We start from the raw sequence: 18885 nt of genomic DNA on the forward strand, positions 1-18885 counted from the left end.
ATGAGCACCCCTCTGTCCACCCTGCCGGCCGCCGGAGCGGGCGCGGTCGATCCGATCGTCCTACCCGGACTGATCGCCCGTCAGGCCGCGGCGACGCCCGACGCGACCGCGGTGCTCGCCGGCGACGTGCGGGTCGGCTACGCCGAACTCGACCGCCGCGCCAACCAGCTCGCCCAGCACCTGGTCGGGCTCGGTGTCGGACCGGAGTCGACGGTCGGCGTGTACCTGCGCCGGGGGGTCGACCTCGTGGTCGCCCTGCTCGGGGTGTGGCGGGCCGGCGGCGCGTACCTGCCGCTGGACCCGGCGCACCCGGTGGACCGGCGACGGTGGATCGTCGCGGACACCGGGGTGGACGTCGTGCTCACCCAGGCCGACCTGCTCGACGACAGCCTGGCCGGGCCGTCGCACGTGGTCTGCCTGGACGCCGACCGGTCCCGGATCGCGGCCGGGCCGGACACCGCGCCGCCGGTGCGGATCGACCCCGACAACGCCGCGTACGTCATCTACACCTCCGGTTCCACCGGCCGGCCGAAGGGCGTGGTCGTCACCCATCGGGCCATCGGGAACCGGGTGGCCTGGACGGTCCGGCAGCACGGCCTGTCGGCGGCGGACCGGGTGTTGCAGAAGACCGCGGTGAGCTTCGACGCCGCCGGCTGGGAGTTCTTCGCCCCGCTGATCTGCGGGGCGACGGTGGCGCTCGCGCCGGACGGCGCCGAACGCGATCCCGCCGCCCTGGTGGCGGCGGTCATCTGGTCCGGGGCGACCGTGCTCCAGGGCGTCCCGTCGGTGCTGCAGCTGGTGACGGAGGAGCCGGACTGGCCGCGGTGCACCTCGCTGCGGCTGGTCTTCTCCGCTGGCGAGCCGCTGCACGCCGAGCTGTGTCAGCGGCTGGCGGCGGTGCCCGGGGTGCGGGTGTGGAACACGTACGGCCCGACCGAGTGTGCCATCGACGTCACCGCCCAGCCGGTCGACCTCGACCAGCGCACCGGCGCGGTGCCGATCGGCCGGCCGCTGGAGAACCTCCGCCTCCAGGTGCTGGACGCGAACCGGCGACCGGTGCCGATCGGCGTGGTCGGCGATCTCTACGTAGGTGGGGCGGGGCTCGGCCGCGGGTACGTCAACCGGCCCGACCTGACCGCCGAACGGTTCGTGCCGGACGAGTACGGGCCGGCCGGCGCACGGCTCTACCGCACCGGTGACCAGGTCCGGTGGCGCTCCGACCGGAGCCTGGAGTTCGTCGGCCGCGCCGACGACCAACTCAAGATCAACGGAGTGCGGATCGAGCCGGGCGAGGTGGAGGCCGCGCTGGCCGCCCACCCCGACGTCCGGCGGGCGGTGGTCGTCAGCTTCGCCGAGCCCGCCGGCCGTCCCCGGCTGGCCGCGTACGTCTCCAGCCGGCGCCCGCTGACCACCGTGATGCTGCGCTCCTTCCTGACCGACCGGCTGCCCGACGCCCTGGTGCCGGCCGTGTTCGTCCCGGTGGCGGAGTTCCCGCTCACCACCGGCGGCAAGGTCGACCGGGCCGCGCTGCCGCCGGTCGAGACCGTCGACGGCTCGGCCTACCTGGCCCCGCGCACGGATGCCGAACGCCTGGTCGCCCGGCTCTGGCAGGAGCTGCTCGACGTCGACCGGGTGGGGGCGCACGACGACCTCTTCCAACTCGGCGGCTCGTCGCTGGTGACCATCAGGCTCGCCAGCCGCCTCGCCGCCGAGTCCGGCGTGCGGATCGAGCTCAGGGAACTGCTCACCGCGAGCACCGTCGAGGCGCAGGCCGCCCTGCTGACCGGCGGAGCCCCCGCGACGTCGCCGGTGGTCCCGACACCCCGGACCGGAGCACTGCCGCTCTCTCCGGCCCAGCGGCGGCTGTGGCTGCTGGACCAACTGCACCCGAACAGCCCCGAGTGGGTGGTGCCGCTCTACCTCCGCCTACCCGGCTCGCTGACGCCGGACACCGTACGGTCGGCGCTGACCGCGCTCGAAGCCCGGCACGAGGCGTTGCGTACCCGCTACCTGACCCGCGACGGCGAGCCGCAGCAGCGGATCGCCCCGCCCGGCCCGGTCGACCTCACGGTCCGCGACGCGGCCGAGGTCCCGCTCGTCGACCTCGTCGACGAGCAGCTCGGCCAGGGCTTCGACCTGCGCACCGGGCCGCTGTGGCGGGCCACCCTGGTCACCTCGGCCGGGGCGGACCACCTGCTGCTGGTGGCGCTGCACCACATCGCCTCCGACGCCACCACCGCCGCCGTCCTGGAGCGCGACCTGCGGGAACTCTGCGCGGCCCGCGCCGCCGGCCGGGAGCCCGACCTGCCGGAGCTGACGGTGCACTACGCCGACTACGCGGCCTGGCAGCACCGGCACCTCACCGACGACCGGGTCGAGCGGGAACTCGGCTTCTGGCGCGAGCAACTGGCCGGGGTGCCCGAGCTGGCCCTCCCGCTGGACCGGCCACGGCCGGCCGAACGCGATCCGCGCGGCGCGCACGTCGAGTTCGAGGTGCCGGCGGAGCTGGCGGAGCAGCTGACCGCACTGGGCCGGCGCTGCTCGGCGACCCCGTTCATGACCATGCTGGCGGGCTTCGCCACGCTGCTGGCCCGCTACAGCGGACAGTGGGACGTCGCGGTCGGCGCGCCCACCTCCGGGCGACGGCCACTGGAGACGGAACAGATCGCCGGGGTCTTCCTCAACCCCGTGGTGGTGCGCTGCACCCTGGACCCGTCCGCCCCCTTCGAGGATGCCCTGCGGGCGGTCCGGTCCCGCACCCTGACCGCCCTCGCCCACCAGGACCTGCCCTTCGAGCGGGTGGTCAACGACCTCGTCGACGTCCGGGACCTTTCCCGCACCCCGCTCTACCAGGTGATGCTCAACGCCCAGGAGGGCGGCATCACCGGCCAGTCAACCGACGACGGGACCCTGCTGGACGCCCTGCGCCGGGCGGCCCGGATCGCCAAGACCGACCTCACCATGCACGTCTGGCCCCGCCCGGACGGCACGCTGGCCGGCAGCCTGGAGTACGCCACCGCTCTCTTCGACGAGCGGACCGTCCGGCGGATGGCCGACCACTTCGTCCGGCTGCTCGCCGCGGCGGTGGCCGAGCCGCGGACCCCGCTCGACGACCTCGACCTGCTCGCGCCGGCCGAGCGCCACCAACTCCTGCACGAGGTCCACGGGCCGACCGTGCCCCGCCCCGCCGCGACCGTCTGCGACCTCTTCGAGGCCCAGCGGCACCGTACGCCGGACGCGGTCGCGCTGCGGCACGGCGACCTCACCACGAGCTACGCGGCGCTGGACAACCGGGCCAACCAGTTCGCCCAACACCTGCGGCGCTCCGGCGTGAGCCGGGGCGCGGTGGTGGCCGTGCTGCTGGACCGGGGCGTCGACCTGGTCGCGGCGATCCTCGGCATCTGGAAGGCGGGGGCGGCCGTGCTGCCGCTCGACCCGTCGTACCCCGCCGAGCGGATCGGGCACATGCTCGCCACCGCCGGCGTGGAGCTGGGCGTCACCCAGGCGACGCACGCCCCGCGGTTCACCGTGCCGACCCTGCACGTGGACACCCACCGGCTGATGATCTGCGCCGGCCCCGGCAGCCGGCCGGACCGGGACACCGACCCGCTGGAGACGGCTTACGTGCTGTTCACCTCCGGCTCGACCGGCCGCCCCAAGGGCGTGGCCCTGCCGCACCGCGCGGTGTCCAACTTCCTCGCCTGCGCCGTGGAGACCGAGGCCCTGGGCGACCGGGGCGCACGGGCCGGGCAGGGTGACGGCGCACCGCTGTTCACCACCATCGCCTTCGACCTGTCCATCCCCAACCTGTTCAGCCCGTTGGTCTCCGGCCAGGCGGTGACCCTGCTGCCCGCCGCCCTCGACGTCGCCGAGCTGGGCGGCCTGCTCGCCAAGGCCGGTCCGTTCGACCGGTTCATCATGACCCCGCCGCACCTGGAGCTGCTCACCGAGCAGCTCGACGACGAGCAGGCGGGCCAGCTCTCCGGTCTGATCTGGACAGCGGGGGCGGCGCTGCACAGGGACCTCGCCAACCGGTGGCTGGACCGGCTCGGGCCGGGCGGCCTCACCAACAGCTACGGGCCGACCGAGACCACCGTGATCATGACGGCCCACCCGGTCGACACGCCGCAGACCACCGACATCGTGCCGATCGGCCGCGCGATGGCCAACACCACCGTCCGGGTGCTCGACGACACGCAGCGCCTGCTGCCCGTCGGGGTCGTCGGTGAGCTGTACATCGGAGGAGACTGCCTGGCCACCGGCTACGCCGGTCGACCGGACCTCACCGCCGAGAAGTTCGTGCCCGACCCGTACGGGCCGCCGGGCAGCCGGCTGTACCGCAGCGGGGATCTGGTCCGGATGCGCCCGGACGGGGTGATGGACTTCGTCGGCCGGGCCGACGACCAGGTCAAGATTCGCGGCTACCGGATCGAACTCGGCGAGATCCGGGCGGTCGTCGAGGAGCACCCCGGGGTGGACCGGTGCGTGGTCATCGTCCACGAGGACCGGCTGGTCGCCTTCCACCGGGGCGAGGCGCCCGACCTGGCCGCCCACTGCGCCCGGCTGCTGCCCGACTACATGACGCCGAGCCTGCTCGTACCGGTGTCCGAGATCCCACTCAACACGAACGGCAAGGTGGACCGGGCGGCGCTGCTCGACCTGCTCTCCCGCGCCGTGTCGACGGGTGTCGCCGGCACCGAGGACGCCCTCGTCGCGCCGCGCACGGTCGTCGAGGAACGCCTCTGCGCGATCTGGAGCGATCTGCTGGGCGTGCCCGTCGGCGTGCGGCACAACTTCTTCGCCATGGGCGGGCACTCCGTGCTGGCGGGCCGGCTGGCCGCCGGCATACAGGAGGAGTTCGACCTCGACGTGTCGCTGCGGCTCGTCTTCGAGCACCCGACCGTCGAGGCGATGGCGGGTGCGGTGGAGGACCTCATCCGGGCCGAGGTGGACGCACTCTCCGACGCCGAGCTGACCGACGACCTGCGCCAGACCAAGGAGCACCAGGCATGACCTCCACCGCGAACCAGCCGAACCTGCGCGAGTCGCTCATCCAACGCCGGCTGGCGGGCAGGGCCGCCGGTCGGCGCAACGTGATCCCGGCCGTCGACCGCTCGGGTGATCTGCCGCTCTCCTTCGGCCAGCAGCAGATGTGGTTCCTCAACCGGCTGGACACCACCAGCCCGGAGTACCTGGTCTCCTCGGCGCTGCGCCTGCGCGGCCCGCTGGACCGGGCCGCGCTGACCCGGGCGTGGGACGCCCTGATCGCCCGGCACGAGATCCTGCGCACCCGGTACGAGCTGGCCGACCTGACGCCGGTGCAGGTCATCGACGAGCCCCGCCCGCAGGAGCTGCCGCTGGTCGACCTGGCCGCCGTGCCGCAGGCCGAGCGGGAGGAGCGCGCCGCCGCGCTGCTGGCCGAGCTGGCCGCCACCGGCTTCGACCTGGCAGCCGAGTGGCCGGTACGGGCGACGCTGCTGCGACTGGGCCCGGCCGAGCACCTCCTGGTGCTGGTGATCCACCACATCGCCTGCGACGCGCCCTCCACGGCGGTGCTCCTCGGCGACCTGGCCGAGTTGTACGGCGCGTTCGTCCGCGACGAGCCGTCACCGCTGACGCCGCCGGCCGTGCAGTTCGCCGACTTCGCGGCCTGGCAGCGCGACCGGCTCCGCGGCGACCTGCTGGAGCGGCACCTGGAGCACTGGCGCGACCGGCTCGCCGGCATCGCCCCGTTGGAGCTGCCCGCCGACCGGCCCCGGCCCCGGGTACGCGACTGGCGGGGCGCGTCGGTTCCCTTCGCGCTCCCGGCCGACGTCTCGGCCGCGCTGCGCGAGATCGCCCGTGGCGCGGAGACCACTCTCTTCGTCACCCTGCTGACCGCCTTCCAGGCGCTGCTGTCGCGCTACACCGGCCGCACCGACATCCCCGTGGGCAGTGTGACGTCCGTGCGTGACCGCGCCGAGCTGCGCAACCTGGTCGGGTACGGGATCGACAATATGGTCGTCCGGGGCAGCTGGACGGGGGATCCGGCCTTCGCCGACCTGCTGCGCGCCAGCCGAGCCACCGTGCGGGACGCCTTCGCACACGCCGACGTGCCCTTCGCGCTGCTGGTTGACGAGTTCGAGCCGGAGCGGGACCTGTCCCGTACGCCGCTCTACCAGGTCGCCTTCACGCTGGGCGACGACACTCCCACCGGCACCTGGCCGGCCGGCCTCACCGCCGAGCCGCTCTGGCTGCCCACCCAGGTCGCCAAGGTCGACCTGCAACTGCACGTAGTCGAGGGCGCCGACGGCCAGCTGCGCGGGCACCTGGAGTACGCGACCGCGCTGTTCGACCCGGCCACCGTGCGGCGGATGGCCGACCACCTCGGCCGGCTGCTGCACCACGTGGCCGCTCACCCGGACGCCCGGATCTCCGAGCTGCGTATCCTCGACGACGCCGAGCTGGCGGCCGTCACCCCCGCGCCGGCCCGCCCCGCCGCCGCGGTGACCCGGACGGTGCACGGCGTCTTCGCCGCCACCGCCGCCGCCCACCCCGGCGCGACCGCTGTCGTGGCCGGCGCGCGACGCCTCACGTACGCCGAACTGGACGCCACCGCGAACCGGCTGGCGCACCACCTGCGGGCCCTCGGCGCCGGCCCGGAGCGGCTGGTCGCGGTCTGCCTGGACCGTGGCGCGGAGCTGGTCTGCACCCTGCTGGGCGTGCTCAAGTCCGGATCGGCGTACCTGCCGGTGGAGCCCGGCGTCCCGGCCGACCGGGTCGACTTCATGCTGGCCGACGCCGGCGCGCGGATCGTGGTGACCACCGAGGCCCACCGGGCGCGGTTCGCCGACTTCGACGGCGTCCTGGTGGTGCTGGACGACCCCGCGCACGCCGGGGAGATCGCCGGACGCCCCGGCACCGACCCGGGCGTCGCCGTCGACCCCGAGAACCTGATCTACGTCATCTACACCTCCGGGTCGACCGGCCGCCCCAAGGGCGTCTTCCTGACCCACGCCAACGTGCTGCGGCTGATGACCGTGGCGCAGGACGACCTGAAGTTCGGCCCCGCCGACGTGTGGCCGCTGTTCCACTCGTACGCCTTCGACGTGTCGGTGTGGGAGCTGTGGGGCGCGTTGCTGCACGGCGGTCGGCTGGTGGTGGTGCCCCGCGAGGTCACCCGTTCCCCCGGGGACCTGCTCGACCTGCTGGTCGAGGAGCAGGTCACCGTGCTCAACCAGACCCCGACGGCGTTCCGCGGCCTGGTGGGGCTGGCCCGCGACGGCGACCCGCGCATCGACCGGCTCGCGCTACGCGCGGTCATCTTCGCCGGGGAGAAGCTGGAGTACGGCGACCTCGGCCCCTGGGTGGCCCGTCGAGGGCTGGCCGCGCCCCGGCTGCTCAACCTCTACGGGATCACCGAGATCACGGTGCACGCCACCTACTACGAGGTGGGCCCGGACGACCTGGCCGGCACCGCCGCCAACCCGATCGGCGTCCCGCTGGCCGACCTGAGCATCCACCTGCTCGACCCGTACGGCAATCCGGTGCCGGTCGGCGTCACCGGCGAGATCCACGTCGGCGGCCCCGGCGTGGCCCGCGGCTACCTGAACCGGCCCGAGCTGACCGCCCAGCGGTTCGTGCCCGACCCGTTCGGCCCGGCCGGCGCCCGGCTGTACCGCAGCGGCGACCTGGCCCGCCGGCGCGCCGACGGCAGCCTGGAGTTCGTCGGCCGGATCGACGACCAGGTGAAGATCCGGGGCTACCGGGTCGAGCTGGGCGAGATCGAGGCCGCCATCTCGGCCCTGCCCGGGGTCCGGGAGGCGGTGGTCGTCGTCCGTGAGGACACCCCCGGCGACCGGCGGCTGGTGGCGTACTCGGTCGTCGACGAGCAGGTGGAGCTGCCCCGGCCGGGGCAGGTGCGCGCGGCGCTGGCCCGCACCCTGCCCGAGTACATGATCCCGTCGGCGTTCGTCCCGCTGGCCCGGCTGCCGTTGACCGTCAACGGCAAGCTCGACAAGCGGGCGTTGCCGGCGCCCGACCGCACGGTGACCGCCACCGACCGGCCGTACCTGGCGCCGCGTACCGAGGTGGAGGAGCGGCTCGCCGCGATCTGGGCCGAGCTGCTCGGCCTGGAACGGATCGGCGTCGAGGACGGCTTCTTCGACGTCGGCGGCGACTCGATCCGCGCCGTGGCGCTCGCCGGGGCCATCCGGGCCGCCGGCCTCGACGTGCAGGTGCGCGACCTCTTCGAGCGTCGCAGCATCGCCGAGCTGGCGGAGTTCCTCACCGGCCGCCCCGCACCGGCCGACCCGGAGCCGGCCGTCGCCCCGTTCGCGCTGATCGCCGAGGCCGACCGGACCACGCTGCCGGACGGCGTCGTCGACGCGTACCCGTGCACCCAGGTGCAGCTCGGCATGCTGGCGGAAATGCTCGCCGGGGAGCACAACCACTACCTCAACGCCACCACCTACCGGGTCCCCGACCGGGGCGAGTTCTCGTTCGACGCGTTCCGGGAGGCCGCCGCGCTGCTGGTACGGCGCCACGAGGTGCTGCGTACCTCGTTCGACCTGACCGGCTACTCGGTGCCGATGCAGCTCGTGCACGCGACCGCCGAGATGCGGGTCGGCATGGACCGGGCCCGCGCCGAGGACCGGGACGGCCTGGAGCGGGAGCTGCGCGACTTCATCGCCGCCGAGCGGGCCGAGATGTTCGACCTCGGCCAGCCGGCGCTGTTCCGGCTGCACGCGCGGGTCTGCGCGGACGGCAGCTGGTGGCTGACCCTCACCGAGTGCCACCCGATCATGGACGGCTGGAGCTACCACTCGCTGATGATGGAGCTGGTCGGCGCGTACCACCGGATCCGCGACGGGCTGGCGGTCGAGCCCCGCCCCGCCCCGCCGGTGCGGTTCGCCGACGCCGTCGCCGCCGAGCTGCGCTCGACCGGCGACGGGTCGGACCGCGCCTTCTGGCACGACAGGGTCGCCGGCCGGGACCGGTTCGTCCTGCCCGAGGGCTGGGGCGACCCGACCGCCGAGGAGGGCGCGCAGTACGACCACTGGGTGCCGCTGCACGACCTGGAGCCCGGACTGCGGGCGTTGGCCCGGGAGACCGGGGTGCCGTTCAAGTCGGTGATGCTGGCCGCGCACCTGAAGGTGATGAGCCAGCTCACCGGGTCGCAGTCCTTCTTCAGCGGGCTGGTGTCCAACATCCGTCCGGAGGTCGCCGGCGCGGACCGCGTCTACGGGATGCACCTGAACACGGTGCCGTTCGTGCACGACGTGGACGCCCGGACCTGGCGGGAGCTGATCGGCCGGACGTTCGCCGGGGAACTGGAGCTGTGGCCGCACCGCCGGTACCCGCTGCCGGTGCTGCAGCGGGAGGTCGGCGACGGTGGCCGGATGCTGGACGTCCGGTTCAGCTTCCACGACTTCCACCAGATCGACACCGACGAGATCGACTACACCGACTCCATCGACGACAGCCCGAACGAGTTCCCGCTGGGCGTGATCAGCCGGCTCGGCTTCATCACGCTGGAGGCCAACCTGCGCCACCTCGGCGTGCCGCAGGTGGCCCGCCTGGGTGGCATGTACCGGGCGGTGTTGGAGGCGATGGTCGCCGATGTGGATGGTGACGCGTCGGTGGTGTGTCTGCCGGCGGGTGAGGTGTCGGTGGTGTTGGCGGACGGGGTGTCGGCGGTGCAGCCGGTGTCGCGTTCGGTGTTGGTGGAGTTCGAGGCGCGGGTGGCGGAGACGCCGTCGGCGGAGGCGGTGTCGGTCCCGGGCGATCGGGGGGTGGACTTCGCCGAGTTGGACTCGCGGGCTGGGCAGGTCGCCCGGTGGTTGGCTGCCCGGGGTGTGGGTGCCGGTGCGGTGGTGGGTGTGCTGCTGGATCGGGGTGTGGATCTGGTGGCGTCGATGTTGGGGGTGTGGAAGGCGGGTGCGGCGTTCGTGCCGGTGGATCCGTCGTATCCGCCGGGTCGGATCGCCGCCATGTTGGCCGACGCGGGTGCCCGCGTCGCGGTGACCTCGGGCCGGTACGCCGACCGGTTCGCTCCCGTCGGGGTGGAGGTGGTGCGCGTCGAGGAGATCGGCGAGACCGACTCGCCCCTACCGGCCCGCGCCACGGATCTCGACGAGTTGGCGTATGTGATTTTCACGTCGGGTTCGACGGGGCGTCCGAAGGGTGTGCAGGTTACGCATCGGGGTTTGGCGAATCATGTGCGGTGGGCGGCGGGTGAGTTGGCGTCGCGTGGTGCGGGTGGTTGTGCGGTGTTTTCGTCGGTGGCGTTTGATTTGCAGGTGCCGAATTTGTGGGCGCCGTTGGTTGCGGGTCAGCGGGTGGTGATGGTGGGTCAGGATGTGGATCTGGCTGAGTTGGGTGTGGTGTTGGCGGGTGCGGGGCCGTTCAGTTTCTTGAAGTTGACGCCGGGTCATCTGGAGATTCTGGGTCGGCAGTTGTCGGATGAGGCGTTGGCGTCGTTGGCGTCGGTGGTGGTGGTTGCGGGTGAGGCGTTGCCGGCGGCGTTGGCGAACCGGTGGCTGACGTTGTTGGGTCCGGGTGGTCTGGTCAACGAGTACGGGCCGACTGAGGCGAGTGTGGGCACGTGCATCTTCCCGATCGAGGGGGAGCAGCCGGGTCCGGTGGTGCCGATCGGTCGCGCCCTGCCGGGCATGACGATGTACGTGCTCAACCGGGATCTGCAGCTGTCCCCGGTCGGTGTCGTGGGTGAGTTGTACGTGGGCGGCGTGGGTGTCGCCCGTGGCTATGCGAACCAGCCGGGTTTGACGGCGGAGCGGTTCGTGCCGGACCCGTTCGCCGGAACCGGAACCGCGGCCGGAACCGGAACCGGGGCGCGGTTGTATCGGACCGGGGACCTGGTGCGCCGGATGGCGGACGGGGCGGTGGAGTTCGTCGGCCGCGTCGACCACCAGGTGAAGATCCGGGGTTACCGGATCGAGCTGGGCGAGATCGAGTCGGTCGTCGAGGGCACCGACGGTGTCGCGGACGCGGTCGCCCTGGTCGGCGAGTCGGACCGGCTGGTGGTGTTCTACCGGCCGACCGCGCCGGGCACGGAGCTGGCGGAGCGGCTGCGGCAGCGGTGTGCGGAGCAACTGCCGGAATACATGATTCCGGCCGAGTTCGTCGCGGTCGAGGCGATCCCGCTGAACGCCAACGGCAAGGTCGACCGGGCTGCCCTGTGGGACACCTCGGTGCCGACGCACCGGGCGTACGTCGCCCCGGCGACCGAGTTGGAGACGCAGCTCGCCGGGATCTGGGGCCAGGTGCTCAACCTGGAACAGGTCAGCACCCAGGAGAGCTTCTTCGACCTCGGCGGGCACTCCATCAGCGCCATCGCGCTCGTCGGCGCGCTGCGCGGCGCCGGGCACGCGGTCTCGGTGCGTGACGTCTTCGTACACCGCACCGTCGCCGCCCTGGCCGCGCACCTCACCGCCGGGGACGGCGTCGAGGCGGCGCCCGCCTTCCAGGCGGTCGCCCCGTTCGGCCTGCTCGACGACGCCGACCGGGCCGCCCTGCCCGCCGGGATCGCCGACGCGTACCCGTGTGCGCAGGTGCAGCTCGCCATGCTCGTGGTCACCCTCTCCGACTCCGATCGACGCACCTACCACAACGTGTCCGCGTTCCCGATCCGCGACGAGCGCGCCTTTGACGGCGACGCACTGCGCGGGGCCGTGCAGACCGTGGTGGCGCGGCACGAGATCCTGCGTACCTCGTTCGACCTGACCGGCTACTCGGTGCCCATGCAGCTCGTGCACACCGAGGTGCCCGTCGACGTCACCGTGCTCGACCTGGGCGACGGCACGGACGAGGAGGCCGAGAACCAGCTGCGGGCATACCTGGCCGCCGAGCGGACTCGGCCGTTCACCCCCGACCAGGTCCCGCAGATGCGGGTCGCCGGAGCGGCCGGCCGCAACGACACGTGGTGGTTCGTGCTGACCATGTCGCACGGCATCCTCGAGGGCTGGAGCCACCACTCGCTGCTGATGGAGATCCTCGACAACTACCGCAGTCTGCGGGACACCGGCGCACCGGCCGCGTTCGAGGCCACGCCGGTCCGCTACGCCGACTTCGTCGCGGGCGAGCTCGAGGCGCTGTCGTCGACCGAGGACCGCGACTACTGGCAGGGCGTCGTGGCGCAGCCGATCTTCGAGCTGCCCGCCGGCTGGGGCGAGGACGAGTCCGTCCCCGAGTACGAGTGCGGCACCCAGGTCCCGCTGCACGACCTGATGGACGACCTGCGCGAGCTGGCCAGCCGGACCGACACGTCGCTGAAGAGCGTGCTGCTGGCCGCGCACCTGAAGGTGATGAGCCAGCTCACCGCCGAGCCGGTGTTCACCAGCGGGCTGGTCAGCCACGGCCGGCCCGAGGTGACCGGCGCCGACCGGGTGTACGGGATGCACCTGAACACGCTGCCGTTCGTGCACGACGCCGGCGCGCGGACCTGGCGGGAGCTGATCCGGGGGACGTTCGCCGGGGAGTTGGAGCTGTGGCCGCACCGCCGGTACCCGCTGCCGGCCGTGCAGCGCCTCGGCGACGGCCGACGGCCGATCGAGATCCTCTTCAACTACCTCGACTTCGAGCAGGTCGACACCGAGCGGGTCGACTTCGACGACGCCATCTACGAGGCCAGCGGCGAGTTCGGCCTGCACGTCTCCACGCTCGGCGGCGTACTCAACATCCTGGCCCGGCCGCACCAGGTCAGCTACCCCAACGTCCTGCGGCTCGGTGGCATGTACCGGGTGGTGTTGGAGGCGATGGTCGCCGATGTGGATGGTGACGCGTCGGTGGTGTGTCTGCCGGCGGGTGAGGTGTCGGTGGTGTTGGCGGACGGGGTGTCGGCGGTGCAGCCGGTGTCGCGTTCGGTGTTGGTGGAGTTCGAGGCGCGGGTGGCGGAGACGCCGTCGGCGGAGGCGGTGTCCGTGCCGGGCGGCCGGGGAGCCGGCTTTGCGGAGCTCGACGCCCGTGCGGCGGCGATCGGGCGGCGTCTGGTCGGCCGGGGTGTGGGTGCCGGTGCGGTGGTGGGTGTGCTGCTGGATCGGGGTGTGGATCTGGTGGCGTCGATGTTGGGGGTGTGGAAGGCGGGTGCGGCGTTCGTGCCGGTGGATCCGTCGTATCCGCCGGGTCGGATCGCCGCCATGTTGGCCGACGCGGGTGCCCGCGTCGCGGTGACCTCGGGCCGCTATGCCGACCGGTTCACCGGCGCCGGGGTCGACGTGCTCCGGGTCGAGGACGTCGAGGACGACGGTGACGTGCGTGCGGCCCTGCCCGGGCCAGCCGACCTCGACGAGTTGGCGTATGTGATTTTCACGTCGGGTTCGACGGGGCGTCCGAAGGGTGTGCAGGTTACGCATCGGGGTTTGGCGAATCATGTGCGGTGGGCGGCGGGTGAGTTGGCGTCGCGTGGTGCGGGTGGTTGTGCGGTGTTTTCGTCGGTGGCGTTTGATTTGCAGGTGCCGAATTTGTGGGCGCCGTTGGTTGCGGGTCAGCGGGTGGTGATGGTGGGTCAGGATGTGGATCTGGCTGAGTTGGGTGTGGTGTTGGCGGGTGCGGGGCCGTTCAGTTTCTTGAAGTTGACGCCGGGTCATCTGGAGATTCTGGGTCGGCAGTTGTCGGATGAGGCGTTGGCGTCGTTGGCGTCGGTGGTGGTGGTTGCGGGTGAGGCGTTGCCGGCGGCGTTGGCGAACCGGTGGCTGACGTTGTTGGGTCCGGGTGGTCTGGTCAACGAGTACGGGCCGACTGAGGCGAGTGTGGGCACCTGTATCTTCCCGATCGAGGGGGAGCAGCCGGGTCCGGTGGTGCCGATCGGTCGCGCCCTGCCGGGCATGACGATGTACGTGCTGAACCGCGACGGTGAACTGTCGCCGGTGGGCGTCGTCGGCGAGTTGTACGTCGGTGGAGTCGGCGTCGCCCGTGGGTACGCGAACCAGCCCGGTTTGACCGCGGAGCGGTTCGTGCCGGATCCGTTCGGGGCGGCCGGGGCGCGGTTGTATCGGACCGGGGACCTGGTGCGCCGGATGGCGGACGGGGCGGTGGAGTTCGTCGGCCGCGTCGACCACCAGGTGAAGATCCGGGGTTACCGGATCGAGCTGGGCGAGATCGAGTCGGCCCTGGAGGCAACCGAGGGCGTCGGCGACGCGGTCGCCCTGGTCTCGGGCTCGGCCGCCGACGGCGACGCCCGACTGGTGGCCTTCTACCGGCCGACCCCGCCGGCGACCCCCGGCCTGCTGGACCGGATCCGGTCGCGATGCGCGGAGCAGCTGCCGGAGTACATGATCCCGGCCGAGTTCGTCGCGGTCGAGGCGATCCCGCTGAACGCCAACGGCAAGGTCGACCGGGCTGCCCTGTGGGACAGCGCGGTACCGGTCGAGCGGGTGCACGTCGCCCCGGCGACCGAGTTGGAGACGCAACTGGCCGGGATCTGGGGCCAGGTGCTCAACCTGGAACAGGTCAGCACCGACGCCAGCTTCTTCGACCTCGGCGGTGACTCGCTGCGTGCGGTCGCCCTGGTCGGCGCGCTGCGCGCGGCCGGCCTCGGGGTGGCCGTGCGGGACGTCTTCCTGCACCGCACCGTCGCCGCCCTGGCCGCGCACCTCTCCGGCAAGGACGCCGCGCCGGCGGCACCGGCCTTCCAGGCAGTCGCGCCCTTCTCCCTGCTGTCGGCCGCCGACCGGGCCGCCCTGCCCGCCGGCCTCGTGGACGCCTACCCGGCTGTGCAGGCGCAGGTCGGCATGACCGTGGAGATCCAGAAGGATCCCGACAAGTCGCTGTACCACATCGTCCGCTGCTTCCGGGTGAACAGTGGACGGCCGTTCTCGGCCGACGCGCTACGGGCCGCCGTGCGGGACGTGGTCGGCCGGCACGAGACGCTGCGCACCTCGTTCGACTTCACCAGCTACTCGGTGCCGATGCAGCTCGTGCACGCCGAGGCGCCGCTCGACGTACGGGTGACGGAGCTGACCGGCGGGGACGTCGAGGCCCGGCTGCGGGCGTACGTCGACACCGAGCGGGCCCGGCCCTTCGAGCTGGACCAGCCGGCGCCGCTGCTGCGGGTCGCCGCGCACCGCACCGACGGCCACGGCTGGTGGCTCACCGTCGCGGTGAGTCACCTGGTCACCGGCGGCTGGGACCTGAACACCCTCCTGGTCGAGTTGATCGGCTGCTACGAGCGGCGCAGTGCCGGCATGGTGCCCGAGTCGCCGGAGCCGACCGCCGTCCGGTACGCCGACTTCGTCGCCGCCGAACTGACGGCGCTGAAGGCGGGCGAGGACGAGGCGTACTGGCGGGGCGTCGTCGACGGGTACGCCAGCTTCACCACGCCGGACGGCTGGGGCCGGACCGACGGCCCACGGGAGAGCCTGCGGACCCGGGTCAGCTACCAGGACCTGGAGCCGAAGCTGCGCGCGCTCGCGTCGACCCTCGACGTGTCACCCAAGTCGGTGCTGCACGCCGCGCACCTGAAGGTGATGAGCCAGCTCACCGACCAGGGGCGCTTCTACACCGGCCTGGTGTGTGACGCGCGTCCGGAGGTGCGGGGCGCGGAGCGGGTGCACGGGATGTACATCAACGTGCTGCCGTTCGCGTACGCCCGTGGTGCGGGCACCTGGCGGGAACTGGTGCGGTCGGTCTTCGACCGTGAGGTGGAGCTGTGGCCGCACCGGCGTTACCCGTTGCCGGCGGTGCAGCGGATGGCCGGTGCCGGGTCCCGCCCGATCGACGTCGTCTTCGACTACACCGAGTTCCGCCGGGCCGGGGCGGTCGCCGACGAGTCCGTCGACTTCGAGGCCATCGGCGGTGAGGGCGGCACCGAGTTCGCCCTCCAGGTGACCGCCGCCGGCGGCTTCCTCGACCTGGTCGGCGACAGCCACCTCTTCGGTTCCGCCGCGCTGGCCCGGGTGGGGGCGATGTTCCGTCAGGTGCTCACGGCGATGGTGGCCGACCCGGACGGCGACGCGGTCGCCGTCCGGCTGCCGGAGGCCGAGCGCGCCGAGATCGAGGGCTGGTCGGCCGGCGACACCGCCGAGGTCGGCGGGTACGTGCCGGCGGCGTTCGAGGCGCAGGCGGCCCGGCGGCCGGACGCGGTGGCGATCACCTGCGACGACATCCGGGTCAGCTACCGGGACCTGAACGGTCGGGCGAACCGGTTGGCGCATCACCTGCGTGAGCTGGGGGTGGGGCCGGAGGTCCTGGTCGGGGTGTGTGCGCACCGGTCGGTCGAGCAGGTCGTGGCGATGTTGGCGGTGCACAAGGCGGGTGGGGTGTATCTGCCGTTGGATCCGTCGTATCCGGCGGAGCGGTTGGCGTTCATGCTGGCCGACGCGGCGGCACCGGTGCTGCTCACCACCGCCGAGCTGCGCGGTCAACTCCCGGCGGCCGAGGCGGTCACCGTGCTGCTGGACGGCCCGGACACCTGGGCCGGCCTGCCGGCCACCGACCCGGCGCAGCTCACCGGGGCGGACAGCGGCTGCTACGTCATCTACACCTCCGGCTCGACCGGGCAGCCCAAGGGCGTCGTCGTACCGCACCGGGCCCTGGTCAACCGCTCGGCGTACGCCGGCCGGCAGATCAACCGCCTCGACGAGCAGGCGGTGCTGCTCCAGAAGACCGAGATCGGCTTCGACGTCTCCCCGGCCGAGGTCTACGCGGCCCTGTCGGCGGGCGCCCGGATCGTGGTGGCCCGCCCCGGCGGGCACCGCGACCCCGCGTACCTGCGCGACCTGATCGTCCGCGAGGGCGTCACCGCCGTGGAACTGGTGCCGAGCATGCTGTCGGCGTTGCTGGCCGAGGGGATCGGCGGCTGCCGGTCGCTGCGGTCGGTGGCGGTCGGCGGCGAGGAGATCGCCCTCGACGTGGCCCGGTCCTTCCTGGCCGCGCTGCCCGGTTGCGAGCTGCACAACACGTACGGTCCGGCTGAGACCACCGTCGACGTCACCAGTTGGCTGTGCAGCACCGACGCCCTGCGCGGGCTGTCCCGGGTGCCGCTCGGCACCCCGTTCACCAACCTCACCGTCCGGGTGCTCGACGAGCACCTGCAACCGGTGCCGGTCGGGGTGCGCGGCGAGCTGTGCATCGGCGGAGTGGGGCTGGCCCGGGGCTACCTCGGGGCGCCCGGACTGACCGCGCAGCGGTTCGTGCCGGACCCGTACGGCGCACCCGGGTCGCGGTTGTACCGCACCGGGGACGCGGCGGCGTGGCGGGCCGACGGCACGGTCGACTTCCTGGGCCGCATCGACTCGCAGGTCAAGCTGCACGGCGTACGGATCGAGCTGGGGGAGATCGAGACGGCCCTGCGGGCCTGCCCCGGGGTGACCGACGCGGTCGCCGCCATCCGCGAGCAGGACGGCCGGCGCACCCTGGTCGGCTACCTCGTCACCGACGGCGGGCCCGCGCCCACCCCCGGTGAGCTGCGGGAACGGCTGCTGGCCGAGCTGCCCGAGGCGATGGTGCCGGCCGCCTACGTCAGCATCGACGCCATCCCCGTGGATCCGCACGGCAAGGTCGACCGGCGGCAACTGCCGGCACCGGACGCGCGGTCCTACGCCCGGGGCCGCTACGAGCGGCCCAACGGCCCGGTGGAGTCGGCGATGGCCGGCGTCTGGTCGTGGGTGCTCGACCTCGACCGGGTCAGCGTCACCGAGAGCTTCTTCGACCTGGGCGGCGACTCGATGACGGCGGTGACCCTGGTCGGGTCGCTGCGGGCCGCCGGCCACGAGGTCACCGTGCGGGACATCTTCGCGCACCGCACGATCCGCCGCCTGGTCACCGCGCTCGCCGAGGCCGACACCGCCAAGGAGGGGGCCTTTCGCCCCGTCGAGCCGTACGCGCTGATCGGTGCCGCCGACCGGGCCGCCCTGCCGGCCGGGCTGGTCGACGCGTACCCGGCGACGCAGGCCCAGGTCGGCATGGCAGTGGAGATCCAGAAGGATCCCGGCAAGTCGCTGTACCACATCGTGCAGTCGATCCGGGTCGACGACGGCCGGCCGTTCGACGCCGACGCGCTCCAGGCGACGGTCGACGCGCTGGTCGCCCGGCACGAGACGCTGCGCACCTCGGTCGACCTGACCGGCTATTCGGTGCCGATGCAACTGGTGCGCGTGAGCACCGTCGTGCCGGTCGCCGTGCATCCGGCCGCCGGTTACGCCGAGCACCTGGCCGCCGAGCGGCGTACCCCGTTCGACCTGGAGTCGGACTCCCCGCTGCTGCGGGTGGCCGCGCACGTCGACGGCGCCGGAGCCTGGTGGCTGACCCTCGCGGTGAGCCACCTGGTCACCGGCGGCTGGGACCTCAACGCCCTGCTCGCCGAGCTGCTCGGCGGGTACGGGCGGCGCAGCCGCGGCGAGGCGCCGACGCAGGTCGAGCCCCCTGCCGTCCGGTACGCCGACCACGTCGCCGGCGAGTTGGAGGCGCTGCGTTCACCGGAGACCGCCGAGCACTGGCGGGCGGTGGTGACCGGCCGGCCGAAGCTGACCCTCCCGGACACCTTCGGCGACCGGTCCGGCGCGGCGGCGGTCTGCCGGTACACGGTGGACGTGCATGACCTGGACGCGGCGGTCCGACGCCTCGCCAGCGACACCGGCACCTCGGTCAAGGCGGTGCTGCACGCCGCGCACCTGAAGGTGATGAGCCAGCTCACCAACGAGTCCGCCTTCTACACGGGCCTGGTGTGTGACGCGCGTCCGGAGGTGCGGGGCGCGGAGCGGGTGCACGGCATGTACATCAACGTGTTGCCGTTCGCACACGCCCGGTCGGCGGGCACGTGGCGGGAGCTGGTGCGGTCGGTGTTCGACCGTGAGGTGGAGCTGTGGCCGCACCGGCGGTATCCGTTGCCGGCGGTGGCACGGATGGCCGACGCCGGGTCCCGTCCGATCGACGTCGTCTTCGGCTACG

General features: G+C 73.0%; 2 protein-coding genes (1 of these 2 cut by a window edge). Both read left to right on the plus strand.

From position 1 onward, the window contains the following. Window positions 1-5013, plus strand: coding sequence for a non-ribosomal peptide synthetase (locus tag GA0070608_RS21890; RefSeq protein ID WP_091630400.1), 5013 nt, complete (start codon window positions 1-3; stop codon window positions 5011-5013). Further along, a protein-coding gene (locus GA0070608_RS21895; protein WP_091630401.1) for a non-ribosomal peptide synthetase crosses the window boundary here: on the plus strand, window positions 5010-18885 show its 5' portion. It continues 9446 nt past the right edge of the window; only the first 13876 of its 23322 coding nucleotides appear in the window; it begins with the start codon at window positions 5010-5012; its stop codon lies beyond the right edge, outside the window. Before GA0070608_RS21890 ends, GA0070608_RS21895 begins: the two co-directional genes overlap by 4 nt.

The sequence above is a fragment of the Micromonospora peucetia genome (assembly GCF_900091625.1).
Taxonomy (GTDB): domain Bacteria; phylum Actinomycetota; class Actinomycetes; order Mycobacteriales; family Micromonosporaceae; genus Micromonospora; species Micromonospora peucetia.

Bases quoted from the DNA above. Each gene is read 5' to 3' on its own strand.
- GA0070608_RS21890 (WP_091630400.1), top strand. From the start codon at position 1: ATGAGCACCCCTCTGTCCACCCTGCCGGCCGCCGGAGCGGGCGCGGTC.